Here is a 19,081-nt window from a genome sequence, read left to right as displayed (position 1 = left end):
GGCTCCCAGGGTTCGAGCCCGCACCCGCCGAGGTGGCGGTGCCCTGGCTCGTGAGCCAGTACCTCGCGGCCTACGCTCCCTCGGAGCCTCGACACCTGGCGAGGTGGCTTGCGACCACCGAGACCTGGGCGAGTGAGGCGTGGGCGAGTGTCCACGGTGGCGAGGCGCCTGGTCGGGCAGGTGTGCGCGGCACTGGTTCTGGTGAGACCGGCCATGGCGAGGTTGGCCGCTCGGCTGGTGCGACCGCCGTCGGTCACGACGAGATTCCCGAGGTGGTGCTGTTGCCGTACTTCGACGCCTACGTGGTGGCGGCACAGCCGCGGGAGGAGCTGTTCGCGGGGCGGGCGTGGGAGCGCGCCCTCGCGGGCAGCCAGGCCGGGAACTTTCCGGTGCTGCTGCTCGACGGCGTGGTGGGCGGGGTGTGGCACGGCAAGCGTTCCGGCGCCCGGCTGGCCGTGCGAGTCGAACCGTTGCAGCCGCTGGCGCCGGCACAGGTGTCCGCGCTTGAGGACGAGGTGGCGCGCGTGGGCGAGATCCTGCAGGCTCGCGCACAGCTGACGATCGGTGAGGTCACCGTAGGACCACACGCATGAGCGAAGGAGCGGCAGTGAGCACAGGGGTACGCGAGGTCACCGTCGAGGGCGGATGGCCGGCGCTGGAGCTGGTGACCGCGGGCGCGCGGGTGCAGTTGATCCCGGAGCTGGGGTGCGACATCGGCTCGTTCGTGGACGCCCGGACGGGCGTCGACGTGCTGTGGCGCGTGCCGTGGGGGATCCCGCCGCGTAGCACCGGGCCGTTCAGTGCTGCGACCGAGACCGAGTGGGGTGAGCGGTTTCCGGGCGGCTGGAACGTGCTGCTGCCCAACGGTGGTGCCGCCACGCCGGCGCCCGGTGGCACCACGTGGGGCTTCCACGGCGAGGCAGCGTTGCTGCCGTGGACCGTGCTGGGGTCGGGAGTCGACGGGGAGCGCGCCTGGGCCGAGCTGGAGGTGCGGCTGATCCGGGCGCCGTTGCGGCTGCACCGCCGGTTGGAGCTGGTGGACAGTGCGCTCGCGGTCACCGAGACGCTGACCAACCTCTCGTCGGTGCCGATCGAGGTGATGTGGTCCCAGCACCCCTCGTTCGGGGCGCCGCTGATCGCGGCCGGGACCCGGATCGAGACCGGCGCAACGGTGACCGAGACCGACGACACCCTCACCGACGGCGATCTCGCCGCAGGCGAGCGATCCACCTGGCCGCACGCACCCGCACAAGGCGGCTCCGCCGTCGACCTGTCGGTGGTGCCCGACTTCGCGACGCACCGGCTCGTCTACCTGTCTGAGTTCGAGACCGGCTGGGCTCGGCTCGTCAACGACGACCTCGGGCTGGCGGCGCGGCTGGAATGGGACGCCAGCGTGTACCCGAGTGCGTGGCTGTGGCAGGAGCTGAACGACACGCCTGGGCACCCGTGGTGGCAGATGGCGTACGTGTGCGCGATCGAGCCGGGCACCACCTACCCCGGGCAGGGGTTGGCGGTGGCCAAGGAGAAGGGCGGGACGCCGCTCCTGCTCGCAGGTGGCGAGCAGCGGGTCGTCACGGTGGGGCTGAGCACCGAGGCGCCGTGACTGCCGGGTCGACCGGCGGGCATGATCGGCTGTTCTGCTCAGTGCAGTGCTCGGGTCTGGTCGTCGTCACTCCGGGGCTGGCACCACCTCCGCGCTAATCTGCCCGACCGTCTCGACGAGCGCGAGGATCCGCTCGCTGCCGTCGGGCGGGCCGTCTTCGGAGAGCCCGCACACCGCGACGCGATCGACGCCGACGGCTGTGAGTTCGGCGACCTTGGTCGCGAGGTCGTCGGCCCCGATCGTGCTGGGCACGGAGAGGAACGAGACCACGTCCAGCTCGGAATCGATGCCCGCGTCCTGTCGGGCCTGCCGGGCGGTCGAGATCGCGCGTTCGGCGGTCTCGGGACCGGTACCGCCGGTGAGGATGATGCCGTCGCCGATCGCACCGGCTAGGGCGAGGGTCTTCGGGCCCTCGGCGCCGACCAGCAGCGGGATCGTCTCGGGCGGCCAGCGCAGCTGCACGTCGCGGAGCGTGACGTAACGCCCCTCGGTGGTGACGTTCTCGCCGTCGAGCAGGCGACGTAGCGCCGTTCCGTACTCGCGCAGCAGCGTGAGCGGAGAGGCTGCTCGGGCGCCGACCTGGCCCATCCAGTCCAGCACGCCGTGCCCGATGCCGGGCAGCAGTCGGCCGGGGAACATGCGGGCGATCGTGGCGATCTCCATCGCGGTCAGGGCGACGTTGCGCAGCGGCACCGGGAACAGCCCCACGCCCACCCGGAGATTCTCCGTCCACGCCAGCACTGACGCCGCCGGCGCCATGCCACTCTCGGCGAAGCAGTCCTCCCAGAGCCACAGCTCCTGGAGGCCGGCTTCTTCGGTCGCGAGCGCTACCTCACGGAGCCGCTCGGGCGGTTGGTCGGGCGGGAAGATCACTCCGATGTGGGTCATACCGCCAGCGTAGAGGCGGGCGGTGACATCACTCAGCGCCCAGTGAGCGCTGCTGCCCATGGGCGTCCTCCGGCACCGGGCCGACGCCCGTGTCGAGTAGGTCCTCAGCGAGCAGTGTCAGTGGTCGGGTAGAGGGTATGCACATGGTCAGTTCGGGCGGTGGTGATGGCGCACACGAGGGTGCGCGCCGCGCCGATGTCAGTGCTCGGGTGCAGGCTGGAGGTATGTCCGAATCGACCGATCGCGAAGGTGCCGTAGAAGGTGCTGCCGCGCGTGCTGCGGATGCGGCGCGGGGCGATGTCGGAGGTCGGGTGGAGACTGGTTCCATGCTCGATCCGAAGGGTTCACACGAGGCGTCACAGGGTTGTGACGCGTCCTCGGCGTGGGTGCCGGGGCCGGGTTCGGGGTGGTCGGTGGCCGAGCTGGAGGCGCTGGTCCAGAACGGCGTGCCGCTGGTCCGAGTCGATGCCGCCTCCGGCATGGCTGAGGGTGAGGAAGAGCTCGCACAGGAGCGCCTGCAGGCTGCTGGATCGTGGATCGATGACCTGTTGCGGCCTGAGCATGGTCCGGTGTCGTGGTTGGCGGGGCGGGCACCGAGTGGGACGCTGTTGAGCGATCTGGAGTCGCTGCCGGTGGAGCTGGTGGGCAGTGATTACGACTCGGTGGAGCTGGTGGCGTTGTGGGCGAAGCTGGAGTCCTATTGCGCGGCGGGGAAGCGGTTCGCGGCTGCGGCGATGGGCAGGCGGGAGTCGTTGGCGAACGGGCTGGCTCATTTGGCGGCGATGGGGATCGAGGCCGGTGAGGTGTCGATCGCTGCGGATGAGCTCTCGGTGCGGCTCGGTATCAGCAAGCCGGCAGCGGGGCGTCTGGTGCGGTCGGGGCGGGCGATGAACGAAACGGGTATGCCGACCGGCGACGCACTGGCGGCCGGGGCCATTGATGCGGTGAAGGCGGATCTGATTCTGGACGCGGTCACGGATCTGGGGGCGGGGGAGGCGTTGGCGGTGCAGGAGCGGGTGCTCTCGAGGGCGCCGTTCATGGCCACGGGTCGGCTGCGGCGCGAGGTCGCAGCAGCGGTCGCGGCGGTGGAGCCGGACCGGTTCGAGGAGCGGTGCGCGGACGCTGCCCGGTTGCGGCGGGTGGGTAGGCCGCGGGTGTTGGCGGATGGAATGGCGTCGCTGTATGCGGTGTTGCCGGCGGTGGAGGCCGCCGGGGTGTATCGGGCGGTGGATGCTGCTGCCCGGTCGGCGAAGGCCGGCGGTGATGACCGCACCATGGATCAGTTGCGTGCTGACGCTCTCGCGGCGATGGGGTCGGCCGCGATCCAGACCGGATGGATCGGACCCGCACCCACACCACAGGAACCGAGCCCATCGGCCGGCGTGGCTGACGCACACGCCCCTGGCGGGCACCGCGTTGCCGACGAGGGCGAGGACCACGACGGTGGCCGCGCGGCCGGCGCCGGTCGCAAGCGCGAAGACTCAGACCGCGGCGTTCCCGGTGGCGTGGGCGTGGCCAGCGACTCCCCAGGGGAGGCCCCCGCGACAGGTAGCGAGCCCGACCGTGCGGTCGCGGCCGGTGACGACCCAGCGCCTGCCGGCGGGCCGGGCGCGGGTGGTGAGCCGGGCTGTGGTGATGTGGTGCGGATGCGGGTCGGGCAGATCGGTGGTGCCAGCGCACACGTTCGCGTGGTCGTGCCGTACACGATCCTGATGGACGACCCACCTCCACACGCACCGCCCGAGGCAGCACTGGCGAACCTCGCCCATGCCGGTGACGTCCACGCGAGCGACCGGAGCCATCGCAGACGCCGCGGCGACCTCTATCCACACGGTCACCATCCCGACGGTGCCGACCATCCCGAATGTTCCTGTCCCGAACACGTCAACGACCCCACGGGCTGCTGTCCCGACGGTGCCGGCCACCCCGAGTGCGTCGACTCCATCGAGCGCGCGGGCGGCATCCCCGGCGTCCGCGTTGGCGGCGATGCTGGCGAGGCCGCCCGTGCCGAGGACCCCAGCCGCACTACCGAGATCCACGATGCTGACGAGGTCGCCCGTGCCGGCGACACCGACGGGGCCGAGCGGTTCGGCAACCCTGGTGTTGTCGTGGAGCGGGAGGGGGTGCCGGTGTGGCAGGTGTCGGTGCCGGATCAGCTGTGGGTGGCGTTCTTGGACGGGTACGGTCCGATCCCGGCCTCGGCCGCCCGTGCGTTGGCGGCGGGGTCGGTCTGGTCCCGGTTGGTGATGGATCCGGTGGACCGGACCGTGCTGGAGTTGTCCTCGCCGAAGTACCGGCCGCCGGAGTCGATGGCCCGGCTGGTCCGGGCGGCGCAACCCACCTGCGCGGGTGTGACCTGCAGCGTGGACGCCGACTCCTGCGACCTGCACCACCGCATCCCCTACCCGGCAGGTGCGACGAGTGTGTGGAACCTCGACCCCGGATGCCGCCGGGACCACCTGCTGGTCACCCACGGTGCCTGGCGCTACGAAGAAGACGGCCGCAGCCGTGCCCGCAGGTGGACTACCGCGACCGGACACGTCTACGAACAACAGGTCGACGGCACCGTCACCCTCGCCACCAGACAGCTCCCACCCGGCTACGCACCCGACGACACCACCCCACCACCCTTCTGACGCGCGGGGCGGACCGAGCCGCACGACCTCGCGGCGAGGCGGTGGTGCCGAGCGAACGTGGCACACGCGAAAATCGCCCGCCGCCATCTGCGGCGATCGCTCCGGGTCACACCGCCGATGAGAGCGGCTGACCCGCGTGTACGTGCACATGCAGGTGCTTGGAGTCCTGATAGGCGCCGAGGTTCGTCATCACACTCGCCTTGCCGTGGCGGGCAACGACATCGGCGGCGACCGACTGGACCACCGCCAACAAGCGCGAGGCGAGACCGGTGTCGGCGAGCGTCAGCAGCGAGTCCACGTGAACCTTGGGGACCACCACGACATGTACCGGCCAGAACGGCCGCGTGTGATGGAACGCCAGCACGTCGCCATCCTCGAAAGCCACCTCGATCGGTTCGCGTCGAGGGATCGCAACATCGCAGTAGAAGTCGTCGCCCTGGTACTGCGTCACGCTCAGAGCCTACGGCGCGATCCCGCCCGTCAGCCTGCCAAGGCTCGCCGGTGCAGCTCGGCGACGGCCTCCACGAGGCTCGGCTCGGGGCCGAGGACCTCGACGTCCACGGCCACCTCGCTCGCACGCAGCGGTGCCACCGGGCCAGCAGGTCGCCCGAGCTCGGCCTGCAGTGCGACCAGCTGCGGCGTCGACATCACGAACACCAGTCGGCCCACGCCCACCCAGCCCTGCGCGGCAGAACACATCGCGCAGTGCTCGCCCGAGGTGTACAGCGTGGCTGCGGCGCGCTCGGCGGCGCTCATGTTGCGAGCCGCCCACTGCGCAAGTTCCAGCTCGGGATGCCGCGTCTCGTCGCCGCCACTGACCTCGCGGTTGCGGCCCTCCGCACGGAGCGTGTCTTCGCCATCAACGAGCACTGAGCCGAACGGCCCGTCGCCGTTGTCCAGCGCCTCCTCAGCCAGCTCCACGCAACGCGCCAGCCAGCGCCGGTCGCCATCGGTGATCGCCATCGTCATCCCTCCCCACCCTCGCGGCTCGCGAGCAGCCGCCGAAAGCTCATGAGCCGGGCCTCGCCGGCCGCACCAGCCGCTCCGGAAGCCACCCACGTATCGAGCGCGCAATCGGGCGCGTCCTCGGTGTGCGTGCAGCCACGCGGACACTCCTCGGCCACCTCGTCCAGGTCCGCGAAGGCACGGATCAGGTCGTCGGGTTGGATGTGAGCCAGCCCGAAGCCCCGCACACCCGGGGTGTCGATCACCCAGCCGCCTTCCGGCAGCCGCAACGCGACGGCGGAGGACGACGTGTGCCGCCCCCGCCCCGTCACCTCATTGACGCCGCCGGTGTCCCGCTCAGCCTCCGGCACCAGCGCGTTGACCAAGGTCGACTTGCCCACGCCCGAGTGCCCGATCAGCACCGATACCCGGCCGGTCAGCCGCTCCCGCAGCGCATCGATCCCGTCGATCCGGCCGCCTCGGATCACCGTGGCCAGCGCCGGCACGTCGAGCGCCGCGTACTGGGCAGCAAACGGCCCCGGATCCGCGAGATCGGCCTTGGTGAGGCACAGCAGCGCGTCCATGCCGGCGTCGAACGCCGCGGCCAGGCACCGGTCAACCATCCGTGGCCGCGGCTCGGGATCCGCCAGGGCGGTGACCACCACCAACTGGTCCGCGTTCGCCACCAGTACCCGCTCGACCGCGTCGTCGGTGTCGTCCGCGGACCGTCTCAGCGTCGTGGTGCGTTCGTGCACGCGCACCACCCGGGCCAGCGTGTCCGGCTCCCCGGAGACGTCGCCCACCACATCGACCCGGTCGCCCACCACGATCGAGGCGCGCCCGAGCTCGCGCGCTTTCATCGCACGCACCTGCGGACCACCATCGAGCAGCACGTCGTAGCGGCCGCGATCCACCACGAGCACCAGCCCAGGTCGGGCATCGGCATGATCGGGCCGCTGCTTGGTGCGCGGCCGGCTGCCCCGCCGGTTCGGGCGGACTCGGACGTCGTCCTCGGCGTCGCTGCGCAGGCTGCGGGCCATGGTGCTAGTGCGTCCCGAGCATCTCGGCCCACATCTGCGGGAAGTCGGGCAGCGTTTTGCTCGTGGTCGCCACATCGATGATGTCGACCCCGGCGACGGCGAGGCCCACGACGGCGGCAAAGGTCGCCATACGATGGTCGTGGTAGGTCTCCACGGCTGCGCCGCGCAGGTCGCCACCGCGGATCACGAGCCCGTCGGGCAACTCCTCGGCCTCGCCACCCAGCCGTCGGATCTCGGTGACCAACGCTGCCAACCGGTCCGTCTCGTGCCCACGCAGGTGCGCGATCCCCGTCAGCCTGGACTCACCCGGCGCCAGCGCGGCCAACGCAGCGATCGTCGGCGCGAGTTCGCCCGCCAGCCCGAGGTCGACGGTGATCGGCTGCACCCGCCCGGTGCCGGTGACCGTGAGGACACCGTCGGTCAGGTCGGCCGTGCCGCCCATCAGTCCCAACAGCTCGGGCAGCAGCGCTCCCGGTTGCGTGGTCGAGGTGGGCCAGTGCGGCACCCGCACCGTGCCGCCCGCAGCCAGTGCTGCCGCGAGGAACGGTCCGGCGTTCGACAGGTCCGGCTCGACGACCACCTCGCCGCCGCTGATCGGTCCGGGCTCGACCCGCCACTTGCCAGGCGCCACGTCGTCCACGCTGACACCACGTTCCCGCAGCACAGCGATCGTCATGTCGATGTGCGGCTGGCTCGGGAGCACCTCGCCCACGTGGTGCAGCGTCAATCCAGCCTCGAACCGGGGCGCCGCGAGCAGCAGACCCGAGACGAACTGGGAAGAGGAGGAGGCGTCGATCTCCACCTCGCCACCCACCACCGACCCGACCCCGTGCACCGTGACGGGCAGGTGGCGGGGGTCAGCGCCGTCGTCGGACGAGACACGGACACCCAGCCGGGCCAACCCGGCGAGTACCGGGCCCATCGGGCGAACCCGGGCGCCGTCGTCGCCGTCGAGACGCACGGGACCATCGGCGAGCGCCGCGAGCGCCGGGACGAACCGCATCACGGTGCCTGCGAGGCCGCAGTCGATCTCGGCCGGGCCTCGCAGCGGGGCGGGCGTGACCTGCAGGGTGGCGCCGCCATCGGCGACCTCGACCTCCGTACCCAACGCCCGCAGCGCGGCGATCATGAGGTCGGCGTCGCGCGACCGTAGCGCGCCGCGAATCGTGGTCGGCTCCGCTGCCAGCGCCGCCAGCGGCAACGCGCGGTTCGTCAGCGACTTCGACCCGGGCACAAGCACGGTCGCGTCCAGCGGTCCGCTCGCAGTGGGGGCGGGCCAGACGTCGGTACTCAGCACCCGACCAGGGTAGTCAGTCGCGCGGTGGTCCGCCGATCAGGAGGTTTCGCCCGCTATCGGCAGCCATGCCGGGCAGACCAGCCTCTTCGGCGGCGAGGGGGAAGGGATCACTCCTCAGGCGTCCTGCTTGGCCGCCTTGACCTCGGCCTTGAGCTCGTCGCGGAGCTGGGTGAGCTCATCGCGGTGCTCTCGCCAGTTCTCGTACCGCCACCCGATCGAGGGCTTGCCCTCGCGGTCCTCGGCCGCGAAGATCAGCCCGCCGAGCAGGGCTGCGCTGCGCAGCAGACCCGCCACGTGCTCCTGCCGCTCGGTGCCCTTGGTGGACCAGGCGGGGTGGCGCACGATCGTGGTGGGCACGGTGATGACAGCCAAGGTGGCGGCTGCGACCCGCGGCGCCTTGCCGGTGGCCAGCAGCACGCCCGCAGCGACCTGGACCGCACCGACCAGTCGGGTCAACGCCTTGGGGTCGGTCGGCAGCCCCGGCACCTTCTCGCCGACCTTGGCGAGCGTGGGTGCGAACGGACGGGCCTTCTCGGCATGCTCGTCGGCGTGCCGGAGCGCGTCGACGCCATCGAGGATGAAAGCCGACGCCAGCAGCGGTCGGGCGAGGGCGCGAAGAGGACTCATGACTCATTGCTACAGCACCGTGAGCCACTTCGGTAGTCGAAGCGCGGGGAATGCTTGCGGCGCACCCCGACGTTGAGCCGGATGTGACAGCACTGACCGAGCCAAAGACCGACCGGGCATGCCCGACAGGGCGAGGCTGCGCCGTCGGGCGCCCCTCGCCGAGCGGGCCACCCGGTCGGCGCGACCGCCGGCGCGGACTAGGCTCAGCGGTGATGACCGAGCAGGGAGAGGGAAGCGAGCGAGCTCCCGAGGAGAGCGCGGCCGAGCGCGACCAGCGGTTCGAGGACGAGGCGATGCCGCTCCTCGACCAGCTCTACGGCGCGGCGCTGCGCATGACACGCAACCCGACCGACGCCGAGGACCTGGTCCAAGAGACCTACGCCAAGGCGTACGCCGCGTTCCACCAGTACAAGCCCGGCACCAACCTCAAGGCGTGGCTGTACCGGATCCTCACCAACAGCTTCATCAACTCCTACCGCAAGAAGCAGCGCGAGCCGCAGCAGTCGAACGCCGACGACATCGAGGACTGGCAGGAGCACCGCGCCGCCTCGCACACCTCGCTCGGGTTGCGTTCGGCCGAGGCGGAGGCGTTGGACCAGATCGGTGACGACGTGGTCAAGCAGGCGCTCGCCGACCTGCCTGACGACTTCCGGATGGCCGTGTACCTCGCCGACGTCGAGGGCTTCGCCTACAAGGAGATCGCCGAGATCATGGACACCCCGATCGGCACCGTGATGTCGCGGTTGCACCGGGGCCGCCGCCAGCTGCGCGAGCTGCTGGCCGACCATGCCCGTGACCTCGGACTGGTCAGGGAGGGACGATGAACGAGAAGTCCGACGAGCGCTGCCAGTGCGAGGAGGCGCTGGACAAGCTCGAGGAGTACCTGGACTCGGAGATCGGGGCGCTCGACGCCGACCGGCTGCGTGCACACCTCGACGAGTGCACCTCGTGCTTCGGTGAGGCCGAGCTCGAGCAGCGGCTTCGGGCGGTGCTGCGCCGCTCTTGCTACGAGACCGCGCCGGAGACGCTGCGCATTCGCGTGCGCAGCCAGATCACGGTGATCCGGTCCCGCACCTCGGGTGCCGGCTGAGTCGATTCTCGACGGCGTCGCTCGCGCCGCCCGGTCATCGTGCGTTCGTCGTAGGGTGGCTGGGTGCGCAGTGTCTACGCGGCCTCCCAGGATCCTGACGACCCGCTGAGCGGGTTGAGCATCGGCGAGCTCGAGCCCGAGGTCCCCGACGACTGGGTGTGGGTGCGTGTGCGAGCCGCTGCGCTCAACCACCACGATCTGTGGAGTCTGCGCGGTGTGGGGCTGCCGGCCGACCGGCTGCCGATGGTGCTGGGCACCGACGCCGCGGGAATCGCCCCCGACGGGTCCGAGGTGCTCGTGCACAGCGTGATCGCCTCACGCGGGTGGGATGGAGACGAGACGCTCGACCCGCGCCGCACGCTGTTGTCGGAACTGCACCCCGGGACGCTTGCCGAGCGCGTCGCGGTGCCGGCGGCGAACCTGGTGCCGAAGCCGGAAGGAATGTCGTTCGCCGAGGCCGCCTGCCTGCCGACCGCGTACCTGACCGCGTACCGACTGCTGTTCCACGCCGCCGACGCCCGCCCAGGTCAGCGCGTGCTGATCCAAGGAGCCGGGGGCGGCGTATCGACCGCGGCGGTACTGCTGGCGCGAGCGGCGGGACTGCACGTCACGGTGACGTCTCGCTCCGCCGCCAAGCTCGAGCGGGCGCTCGATATCGGCGCCCACGAGGCGGTCGAGAGCGGCACACGGATCGCACCGGTGGATCTCGTGATCGAGACCGTGGGCGAGGCCACCTGGGGGCACTCGCTCCGCTCGCTGCGACCCGGGGGAGTGGTGGCGGTCGCGGGCGCCACGTCCGGACCGGCGCCCTCGGCTGACCTCAACCGTGTCTTCTTCCGCAGCCTGCGCGTGGTCGGGTCCACCATGGGCACGCGGGAGGAACTGGGGCGGGTCGCTGAGATGATGACGGCGGCCGGGATCTCTCCCGTGATCGACAGCGTTTCGGATCTGGGCTCGGACGACGACGTCCGTGCCGCTTTCTCCCGGCTCCTCGCCGGGGACTCGTTCGGCAAGATCGTCCTCACCTCGGAAAGGTAGATCGGTATGACCACCGCCTCTCGGATCATCACGGGCCCCGACTCCGTCACCAGCGACGACGGAGGCTCGGTCCGCGTCCAGCTCGTGGGCGGCTCGCTGGAGGTGGTCGCGCGTGACGAGCCGGGCGTGGTCGTCGAGGTCATCGAGCTCGTTGGGCAGCCGCTCGAGATCACCACGGAGGCCGATCGGGTCAGCGTCGGGTACCCCTCGATCGGCTGGGACGGCTGGCTCAAGCGGCTGACCACCACCGACAGCCCCGACCAGGCCACGGTGCGACTGCACGTGGGACGCGGCGCGAGCGTGTCGGCCGCCACCGTGAGCGCACCGGTCACGCTGGTCGGCAGCACGGGCGATGTCGACATCTCGACCGCGTCCGCGCCCGTGCGCCTGGAGCGCACCACCGGCGGTGTCAAGGTGCGCACCGCGTCCGGCACGGTCGGGATCGAGGATCACACCGGTCCGGTGACGGTCAGCGGCGCCTCGGGAGCGATCCTGCTCGACGGCGACATCCCCAAAGCCACGCTCACGTCCGTGGCGGGCGGCGTCACTGTGCGTCACCGCGGTGGGGCATCGTTGCTCACGGTGACCACGGTCTCCGGCCCGGTCGAGATCACGGTTCCCACGAGCACACAGTTGGAGCTGGAGGTCCGGGGCGTCTCCAGCAAGGTGCGGGTGGACGGCCGCGAGCAGAGCAGCGGATTCGGGGTCACCCGCACGGTCGAGGCGGGCTCCGGCGACCGCGTGATCGCAACCGTGACCACGGTCAGCGGCGACGTCGCCGTGGAGCGCAACACCCCGTGGCCGCTACCGCCGTCGGACATCCAGGACGCACCCGAGGCCTGAGCGTCCCCTCACACGCCGAGACCGAGGCCTTGCGTCGAGAGCGAGGGGCGCACCCCTCGGTCTCGACGGTCCGCCTCGGTCTCGGCCGTGAAGCGTGCGGGTCAGCTCGCCTGTGCGCGCAAACTGAAGCCGGTGCCTTCCGGGGTGGCGGCGGCGTCCAGCTCCTGCGTCTCGAGCAGGGTCGCGGTCTCGGTCGGCATGAATACGCGCGCCCCTGTATCGCCAACGACCTGATCGCCCTCGGCCGGTTCCTGGGCCAACGACATCTGCAGGCCGTTCTGACTCTCGTCCATCGCCAGTCGGACCCCGCCGGTCTCGGGGAGACCAGCCTGCTCGCTGAGGGAGCGGATCGCGGTCTGGGCGGTTTCGGTGATGGTCAGCATGAAGTCTCTCTTTCGCCTTGGCTATGACGCTGACGAGCAGCGAACTGCACTTCCTCGCGTGGCGCCTCGGACTTCTCCACCGTCACACAGACCGCCCGGTCCGGCAACCCGGCGTGTCGCGCACGCCGCAGCTGTCAAGTCCTGGCCGTGGGTTGCGAATCTCAGGCGGAGGGGTCCTCGGCACCGATCCAGTCATGCCAGCCGTTGTGGAGCACCAGCCAGGCCAGCAGACCGTACCCGGCCTGGCCCGGATGCACGCCGTCGCCCGCGGCGACATCGGCGAGCCACTGCTCATGAGTGCGCAGCGGCTCGAACGTCTCGGCGTACGGGACCCGGCGGCGCTGGCAGACGTCCGAGTAGGCACGGCTGAGCTCGGCGATCGCCGACTCTTCCGCGCCCGGCCGAGGCGGCGGCCCCACCACGAATGTGGAGATCCGCCTGTTGGCGGCATCATCCAGCACGTTCGCCAGGTTCAACCGGCTCCGCGCGAGCGAGACCCCATGATCGAGGTCGGCCGACCCGAGGGCCACCACGAGCCGGTTGTCGCCCGGACCGAAGCGACGGTTGCACTCGGTCTCCCACCGGGCGGCGAGCTGCGTGGACGTCTCGCCCGGGACAGCGAGCGTGTAGACCTCAAGCGTCTCGGGTGCGGTGGTGCGGCCGATCACACGACCGACCCACCCCATCCCGCGCGGGTCACCCACACCGGCGGCGAGCTCATCGCCGACGACGGCAACGCGCGTACTCACCTGGCGAACGCCTCGGCGATCAGCTCCTCCTGCTGCGCCTTGTGCACCTTGCCGACGCCCGTGGCGGGGGCAGCGGCGGGCCGGCGGCTCACATGCTGCACCGGGCGGCCCTCGAGCTCGGGGGTCTTGAACCGCATCATGTAGCCCATGTACGACCAGGCGCCCTGGTTGCTCGGCTCGTCCTGCACCCACACGAGCTCGGCGTCATCGGGGTAGCGCCCGAGCTCGGCCACGAGTTCCTGCGCCGGGTACGGGTACAGCTCCTCGATGCGCACGATCGCGGTAGAGGTGTCCTCACGCTTGCTGCGCTCGGCGAGCAGGTCGTAGTAGACGCGACCGGTGCACAGCAGCACCTTGTCCACACTGCCCACCGCGTCGTCTGCGATCGTCGTGTCGCCGATCACCGGCTGGAACGTGCCGCTCGTGAAGTCCTCGACCGTAGAGGTCGCGGCCTTCAGCCGGAGCAGCTGCTTCGGCGTGAACACCACCAACGGCCTGCGCGGGCGCTGATAGGCCTGCCGGCGCAGCAGGTGGAAGTGGTTCGCCGGTGTCGACGGCTGCGCGACCACCATGTTGTCCTCGGCGCACAGCTGCAGGAACCGCTCGATGCGTGCCGAGGAGTGGTCCGGCCCCTGACCTTCGTAGCCATGGGGGAGCAGCAGCACCACCGACGAGCTCTGATTCCACTTGGCCTGCGCCGAGGAGATGAACTCGTCGATGACGGTCTGCGCGCCGTTGACGAAGTCGCCGAACTGCGCCTCCCACAGGACCAGGGCGTCAGGGCGCTCCACCGAGTAGCCGTACTCGAACGCGAGCGCCGCGTACTCGCTGAGCGAGGAGTCGTAGACCCAGAACTTCGCCTGGTCGGCGGACAGGTAGGGGAGCGGGGTCCACTCGGCGCCGGTCAGGCGGTCGTGGAGAACCGAGTGACGCTGCACGAACGTGCCGCGGCGGCTGTCCTGGCCGGCGAGCCGGACCGGGGTGCCCTCCATGAGCAGCGACCCGAAGGCCGTGAGCTCGCCGAACGCCCAGTCGATGCCGCCCTCGGCGGACATGGCGGCGCGCCGGTCCAGCAGCTGCGTGAGCTTGTTGTGGACCGTGAAGCCCTCCGGCACGCGCGTGTGCGCCTCGCCGACGCGCTGCAGCACCCAGGCTGGCACGGCGGTCTGCCACCCGACCATCATCCCGGCGTCCTCCTGCTGGGACTCCGGGACCTCGAGCCCGGCGACTTGGTCACCGGTGGCGGAGGAGCCCTGCTTGGACTCGGTGAAGACGCGCTCCAGCTCGGCCTGGAAGTGCTCCAGCGCCTGCTGCGCCTCGTCCTCGGTGATGTCGCCGCGCCCCACGAGCGACTCGGTGTACAGCGTGCGCACGCTGCGCTTGTTCTCGATCAGCGAATACATCACCGGCTGCGTCATCGAGGGATCGTCGCCCTCGTTGTGACCACGGCGCCGGTAGCAGACCATGTCGATGACGACGTCGCGGTTGAACTCCTGCCGGTACTCGAACGCGAGCTGGGCCACGTGAGCGACGGCCTCGGGGTCGTCGCCGTTGACGTGGAAGACCGGCACCTGCAGGCCCTTGACTACGTCGGTCGGGTAGAGCGTGGACCGCGACGAGGACGCGCCGGTGGTGAAGCCGATCTGGTTGTTGATCAGCACGTGGATCGTGCCACCGGTGCGGTAACCGCGCAGCATGCTGAGGTTGATCGTCTCGGTGACCACACCCTGGCCCGCGAACGCGGCATCGCCGTGGATGAGGATCGGCAGCACCGAGAAGCCACCGCCGCCGAGGTCGATGCGGTCCTGCTTGGCACGCACCACGCCCTCGAGCACGCCGTTGACGGCCTCGAGGTGCGAGGGGTTCGCCGCAAGGTAGACCTTGGTGGTCTCGCCGGTCAGCGACGTGTACTCGCCCTCGGTGCCGAGGTGGTACTTCACATCGCCGCTGCCCTGCACGGTCTTCGGGTCCTGGTTGCCCTCGAACTCGGCGAAGATCTGCGCGTAGGACTTGCCGGCGATGTTGGAGAGCACGTTGAGCCGGCCGCGGTGAGGCATCCCGATGCCCACCTCGTCGAGCCCGTCCCGGGCCGCGGACTGCAGCACCTGGTCGAGCAACGGGATCAGCGACTCGCCGCCCTCGAGGCTGAAGCGCTTCTGCCCCACGAACTTCGTCTGTAGGAACGTCTCGAATGCCTCGGCCTGGTTGATCTTGCGCAGGATCTGCTTCTGCACCTCGCGCTCGGGCTTGTCCCAGCCGGACTCCAGCCGCTGCTGCAGCCACCGGCGCTGGGCGCCGTCGTGCAGATGCATGTACTCGGAGCCGATGGTGCGGCAGTAGGAGTTGCGGAGCAGCCCCAGGATGTCGCGCAACGGCATCCGCGCCTTGCCGCCGAAGCCCCCGGTGGGGAACGAGCGGTCGAGGTCCCACAGCGTCAGGCCGTGATTCTGCACGTCGAGATCGGCGTGCTTGCGCTGCCGGTACGCGAGCGGGTCGGTGTCGGCGATCAGGTGCCCACGGGAGCGGTAGGCGTGGATCAGCTCGAGGATCCGTGCCGGCTTCCCGAACTCGTTCGCCGGGTCGAAGTCGACATCGGCGGTCCACCGCACGGGCTCGTACGGCACCCTCAGTGCGGCGAACACGCGGTCGTAGAAGCCGTCCTCGCCGAGGAGCTTGCTGTGGATGATCCGGAGGAACTCACCAGACTGGGCGCCCTGGATGATGCGGTGGTCGTAGGTCGAGGTGAGGGTCATCACCTTCGAGACGCCCATCCGCGCCAGGTTCTCGGCGGAGGCGCCCTGGAACTCGGCGGGGTAGTCCATCGCGCCGACGCCGATGATCGTGCCCTGGCCTTCCATCAGCCGCGGCACCGAGTGCACGGTGCCGATCGTGCCGGGGTTGGTCAGCGAGATCGTGGTGCCCTGGAAGTCCTCGACCGTGAGCTTGTTGCCACGTGCCCGCCGCACGATGTCCTCGTAGGCCCGCCAGAACTGTGCGAAGTCCATCGACTCGGCGCCCTTGATCGCCGGGACCAGCAGCTGGCGGGTGCCATCGGGCTTGGCGAGGTCGATCGCGAGGCCAAGATTGACCTGCGAGGGCCGCATGATGCCCGGCTTGCCGTCGACGAGCCGGTAGCCCGCGTTCATCGCGGGCATCTCGATCAGCGCCTCGACGAGTGCGAACCCGATCAGGTGGGTGAAGCTCACCTTGCCACCGCGCCCTCGAGCGAGGTGGTTGTTGAGGACGATCCGGTTGTCCACGAGGAGTTTCGCAGGGATTGCCCGCACACTGGTGGCGGTCGGGACGGTGAGCGAGGACTCCATGTTGGTCACGACGCGTGCTGCCGGGCCGCGCAGTCGGTCGACAGCGTCGTCGCCGCCGACGCTGACCTCCCGGCGAGCAGGTATGCGCTGCGTGTACGGCGCGGTGGGCCCGACCGCTTCTGGCGCCACCGGCGCCGGCTCGTCGGCCAGGGTCTCCGCAGCGTGCGAGCTTGCGTCCACCGGCGCCGGCGGAGGCGCGACCGGCTCGGCCGTGGCGGGCCGCTCGGTCGTGGCCGACTCCTTGGGTACGGGCTGCTGCTGCCGCGGTTGTGGCGGGCTCGGCTCAGCGGCCGCGGGAGCCGCTACCCGGGGCTCAGGAGCCTGCTCGACGGCGGTGCTCGGCTCTGCGCCGCGGGTGCCGTTGGTCGGCTTTTCGGCCTCGTCCGGTGGGGTGTAGTCCGCGAAGAACTCTCGCCACGACTCCTCGACCGAGTCGGGGTCCTTCTGGTATGCCTCGAACTGAGACTCGATCAGCCATTCGTTGCCGCCGAAGGTGGCTGCGCCGGAGTGCCCGGCAGCCCCTTCGCCAGCGGTCGGTGCGGACACGCGACGTCGCCCTCTTCCCTTAGCCCTGCATGTGGACAAAAAGTGTCCTGCTCAGCGTGTCACATGCTGGCGGCAGAACCCGCACCGAAGCGCCCGTTTCGGCTGTCAGAGCACGAGATTCGTCGTCTCACGTGCTGCCGAGTCAAACGGCGGTCAACCTCGGGTCACAGACCGGCCGCAGGGAGGGTGTCGTTACCGTCGACTCGCGTGCGTGGCCCGTCAGCGGGCAGTCGCACCCGGATCCGGGTGCCGACCCCTCCGACTGGATCGATGACGGCGATCGTGCCCTCGTGCAGTCCCACGGCCCAACGGGCGATCGCAAGGCCGAGCCCGGTTCCACCGGTGCTGGAGCCGCCGGTCTGGGCCGGGGCGTTGCCCCGCTGGAACCGGCCGAACACCTGATCGCGGTCGGCCTCGGGGATCCCGTGCCCCTCGTCGATGACGTCGATGACCACGTACCCATGGGTCGTCGAACTACGCAGGGTGACCGTTCCGCCGTCGGGCGAGTGCCGGGATGCGTTGTCGAGCAGGTTCGAGACCACCTGCCGCAGTCGCTCCTCGTCCCCGACGACCGTGAGGTCGGCGGGCTTCGTCTCGACCTCCCACCGCAGATCCGTGCGCGCGCTGGCGCGGGAGCTGTCGCTGACGATGCTGCGCAGGAACTCCTCGACAGCGATCGGTGCCACATGCAGGGCAGCCGCTCCGGCCTCGAGGCGACTGAGGTCGAGCAGGTATGCGATCAGGCGGGAGAGTCGTTCGATCTGGGCGAGCGCCGCCTCGAGAGCCTCGGGGTCGGGCTCGATGACGCCGTCGGCCATGTTCTCCACCTGGGCGCGCAGTGCCGCGACGGGGGTGCGGAGCTCGTGGCTGACGTTGGCGACCATCTCGCGCCGCTGGCTGTCCAGTGCGTCGAGGTCGCCGGCCATCGAGTTGAAGGCTGCGGCGAGCTGGCCCACCTCGTCGCGGCTGTTGGTCTGGACACGGATCGAGTAGTCGCCGCGCGCCATCGCTCGTGCGGCCGCGGTCATCTCCCGCAGCGGGCGCGTCATGCCGCGCGCCAGCAGCTGCGTGACGATGAGCGAGGACACCAGCGCGAGCGGGAAGGTGCGCAGCACGCCGAGATCGGCCAGCTGGTCCCCGAGCCAGGTCACCAGCATGTACATCGTGACCGTGGCGCCGATGATGACGATGAGCTTCCCCTTGACCGACCGCACCGGGTCGAGGGGACGCAGGTCGAGCATCGTGTCGGGGAACGGGTTGCGCCACGAAGGTTCGTCCGAGCGCGCGTGCCGCACGCGTTGCCTGGTGGGCCGCTCGGTACCGGTCATCGGCTGCTCACGCCGGCGTGACCGGCTCGAGCGCGTAGCCCACGCCGTGCACGGTGCGGATCAGCTCCGACCCGAGCTTGCGCCGCAGCGCCTTGATGTGCGAGTCCACGGTCCGGGTGCCGGAGGCGTCCGCCCAGTCCCAGACGTCGGCCAGCAGTCGCTCACGCGAGAGCACGGTGCGTGGCGTCGCCGCCAGGCACACGAGCAGGTCGAACTCGGTCGGCGTCAGGTGTGCCTCGTCAGCGCCGCGGAACACGCGCCGAGCCGCCCGGTCGATGGTGAGATCGCCGAGCACGAGGGGCGGTTCGCCGTCGCCGTTCTGCGCCCCGGCCCGCGCCCGCTCGACCCGGCGCAGCAGCACCTTGAGGCGGGCGAGGAGCTCGCGCATCGAGAACGGCTTGGTCATGTAGTCGTCGGCACCGACCCCGAGCCCCACGAGGAGGTCGGTCTCGTCGTCGCGCGCGGTGAGCATCAGCACCGGGGGAGTGGTGCGACCGTCGGCGGCGCCCTGGGCCTGGATCCGCCGGCACACCTCGAGGCCGTCGATGCCCGGCAGCATCACGTCGAGCACCACGAGGTCCGGGCGCAGCGACGTCGCGGCCTCGACGCCCGAGACGCCATCCCCGACCGCATGCGCCGTCCAGCCCTCGGCCTCGAGGCGTCGGACGATCTGTGTGGCGATCTCTGGCTCGTCCTCGACGACGAGCACCACGGGCGTAGCTGGGCTCATACGGCAACTCTGGCA

At 70.6% G+C, this 19,081-nt stretch carries 18 protein-coding genes; 7 read left to right on the top strand and 11 right to left on the bottom strand.

Annotation, left to right across the window (positions count from 1 at the left end):
- Together ACOJSN_RS09165 and ACOJSN_RS09160 are read left to right on the top strand one after the other, a co-directional pair.
- A partial coding sequence (locus ACOJSN_RS09165) for a DNA glycosylase AlkZ-like family protein (RefSeq protein ID WP_420112192.1) occupies window positions 1–593 on the top strand: 593 nt, incomplete at its 5' end.
- A gap of 14 nt (window positions 594–607) precedes the next feature.
- Entirely contained in the window at window positions 608–1,603 is a 996-nt protein-coding gene (locus ACOJSN_RS09160) for an aldose 1-epimerase (protein ID WP_420112191.1), read from the top strand.
- Between the two features lie 66 nt (window positions 1,604–1,669).
- Here ACOJSN_RS09160 and ACOJSN_RS09155 read toward each other — a convergent pair whose 3' ends face one another.
- Entirely contained in the window at window positions 1,670–2,491 is an 822-nt protein-coding gene (locus tag ACOJSN_RS09155) for an LLM class flavin-dependent oxidoreductase (protein WP_420112190.1), read from the bottom strand.
- 326 nt (window positions 2,492–2,817) lie between these two features.
- Here ACOJSN_RS09155 and ACOJSN_RS09150 point away from each other — a divergent pair, with 326 nt between their 5' ends.
- Entirely contained in the window at window positions 2,818–5,127 is a 2,310-nt protein-coding gene (locus ACOJSN_RS09150; protein ID WP_420112189.1) for a DUF222 domain-containing protein, read from the top strand.
- A gap of 106 nt (window positions 5,128–5,233) precedes the next feature.
- On the opposite strand, the gene ACOJSN_RS09145 is transcribed toward ACOJSN_RS09150, so the two are convergent.
- From ACOJSN_RS09145 to ACOJSN_RS09125, 5 genes are all read right to left on the bottom strand, one after another.
- Window positions 5,234–5,578, bottom strand: a complete 345-nt coding sequence (locus tag ACOJSN_RS09145; RefSeq protein WP_420112188.1) for an HIT domain-containing protein — start codon at window positions 5,576–5,578, stop codon at window positions 5,234–5,236.
- Between the two features lie 29 nt (window positions 5,579–5,607).
- Window positions 5,608–6,096 (bottom strand): nucleoside deaminase, encoded by a 489-nt coding sequence (locus ACOJSN_RS09140; RefSeq protein ID WP_420112187.1) that lies wholly within the window; start codon window positions 6,094–6,096, stop codon window positions 5,608–5,610.
- The gene (rsgA, locus tag ACOJSN_RS09135) at window positions 6,093–7,112 is read right to left on the bottom strand and encodes a ribosome small subunit-dependent GTPase A (protein WP_420112186.1); all 1,020 of its coding nucleotides are present in this window, start codon (window positions 7,110–7,112) and stop codon (window positions 6,093–6,095) included. The genes ACOJSN_RS09140 and rsgA overlap by 4 nt, the downstream gene beginning before the upstream one ends.
- Before the next feature lie 4 nt (window positions 7,113–7,116).
- A complete protein-coding gene (gene aroA, locus ACOJSN_RS09130) occupies window positions 7,117–8,409 on the bottom strand; it encodes a 3-phosphoshikimate 1-carboxyvinyltransferase (protein WP_420112185.1) in 1,293 nt (430 codons plus the stop codon).
- Between the two features lie 114 nt (window positions 8,410–8,523).
- Window positions 8,524–9,036, bottom strand: coding sequence for a DoxX family protein (locus tag ACOJSN_RS09125; protein WP_420112184.1), 513 nt, complete (start codon window positions 9,034–9,036; stop codon window positions 8,524–8,526).
- 50 nt (window positions 9,037–9,086) lie between these two features.
- Here ACOJSN_RS09125 and ACOJSN_RS09120 point away from each other — a divergent pair, with 50 nt between their 5' ends.
- The 4 genes from ACOJSN_RS09120 to ACOJSN_RS09105 all read left to right on the top strand — a co-directional run bounded on the left by ACOJSN_RS09120 (window position 9,087) and on the right by ACOJSN_RS09105 (window position 12,007).
- Window positions 9,087–9,860, top strand: coding sequence for a sigma-70 family RNA polymerase sigma factor (locus tag ACOJSN_RS09120; RefSeq protein WP_420112183.1), 774 nt, complete (start codon window positions 9,087–9,089; stop codon window positions 9,858–9,860).
- Window positions 9,857–10,126, top strand: coding sequence for a mycothiol system anti-sigma-R factor (gene rsrA / locus ACOJSN_RS09115; protein WP_420112182.1), 270 nt, complete (start codon window positions 9,857–9,859; stop codon window positions 10,124–10,126). Before ACOJSN_RS09120 ends, rsrA begins: the two co-directional genes overlap by 4 nt.
- A gap of 63 nt (window positions 10,127–10,189) precedes the next feature.
- On the top strand, window positions 10,190–11,164 hold the full coding sequence (locus ACOJSN_RS09110; RefSeq protein WP_420112181.1) for a zinc-binding dehydrogenase: 975 nt from the start codon (window positions 10,190–10,192) through the stop codon (window positions 11,162–11,164).
- Between the two features lie 6 nt (window positions 11,165–11,170).
- Complete coding sequence (locus ACOJSN_RS09105) at window positions 11,171–12,007, top strand: DUF4097 family beta strand repeat-containing protein (protein WP_420112180.1); 837 nt, start codon at window positions 11,171–11,173, stop codon at window positions 12,005–12,007.
- A gap of 101 nt (window positions 12,008–12,108) precedes the next feature.
- Here ACOJSN_RS09105 and ACOJSN_RS09100 read toward each other — a convergent pair whose 3' ends face one another.
- The 5 genes from ACOJSN_RS09100 to ACOJSN_RS09080 form a co-directional block, all read right to left on the bottom strand.
- Window positions 12,109–12,390 (bottom strand): adhesin, encoded by a 282-nt coding sequence (locus ACOJSN_RS09100; protein ID WP_420112179.1) that lies wholly within the window; start codon window positions 12,388–12,390, stop codon window positions 12,109–12,111.
- A gap of 161 nt (window positions 12,391–12,551) precedes the next feature.
- A complete protein-coding gene (locus ACOJSN_RS09095; RefSeq protein ID WP_420112178.1) occupies window positions 12,552–13,139 on the bottom strand; it encodes a GDSL-type esterase/lipase family protein in 588 nt (195 codons plus the stop codon).
- Window positions 13,136–17,008 carry a multifunctional oxoglutarate decarboxylase/oxoglutarate dehydrogenase thiamine pyrophosphate-binding subunit/dihydrolipoyllysine-residue succinyltransferase subunit gene (locus ACOJSN_RS09090; protein ID WP_420112177.1) on the bottom strand — a complete coding sequence of 1,291 codons (3,873 nt, stop codon included), beginning with the start codon at window positions 17,006–17,008 and terminating at the stop codon, window positions 13,136–13,138. The genes ACOJSN_RS09095 and ACOJSN_RS09090 overlap by 4 nt, the downstream gene beginning before the upstream one ends.
- A gap of 164 nt (window positions 17,009–17,172) precedes the next feature.
- Window positions 17,173–18,336 carry an ATP-binding protein gene (locus ACOJSN_RS09085; RefSeq protein ID WP_420112176.1) on the bottom strand — a complete coding sequence of 388 codons (1,164 nt, stop codon included), beginning with the start codon at window positions 18,334–18,336 and terminating at the stop codon, window positions 17,173–17,175.
- 7 nt (window positions 18,337–18,343) lie between these two features.
- Window positions 18,344–19,066, bottom strand: coding sequence for a response regulator transcription factor (locus ACOJSN_RS09080; RefSeq protein ID WP_420112175.1), 723 nt, complete (start codon window positions 19,064–19,066; stop codon window positions 18,344–18,346).
- Window positions 19,067–19,081 lie beyond the last annotated feature (15 nt).

It is taken from the genome of Pseudactinotalea sp., assembly GCF_048594945.1.
Classification (GTDB): Bacteria; Actinomycetota; Actinomycetes; order Actinomycetales; family Beutenbergiaceae; genus Pseudactinotalea.
This window is presented reverse-complemented; position numbering and strand designations above follow the sequence as displayed.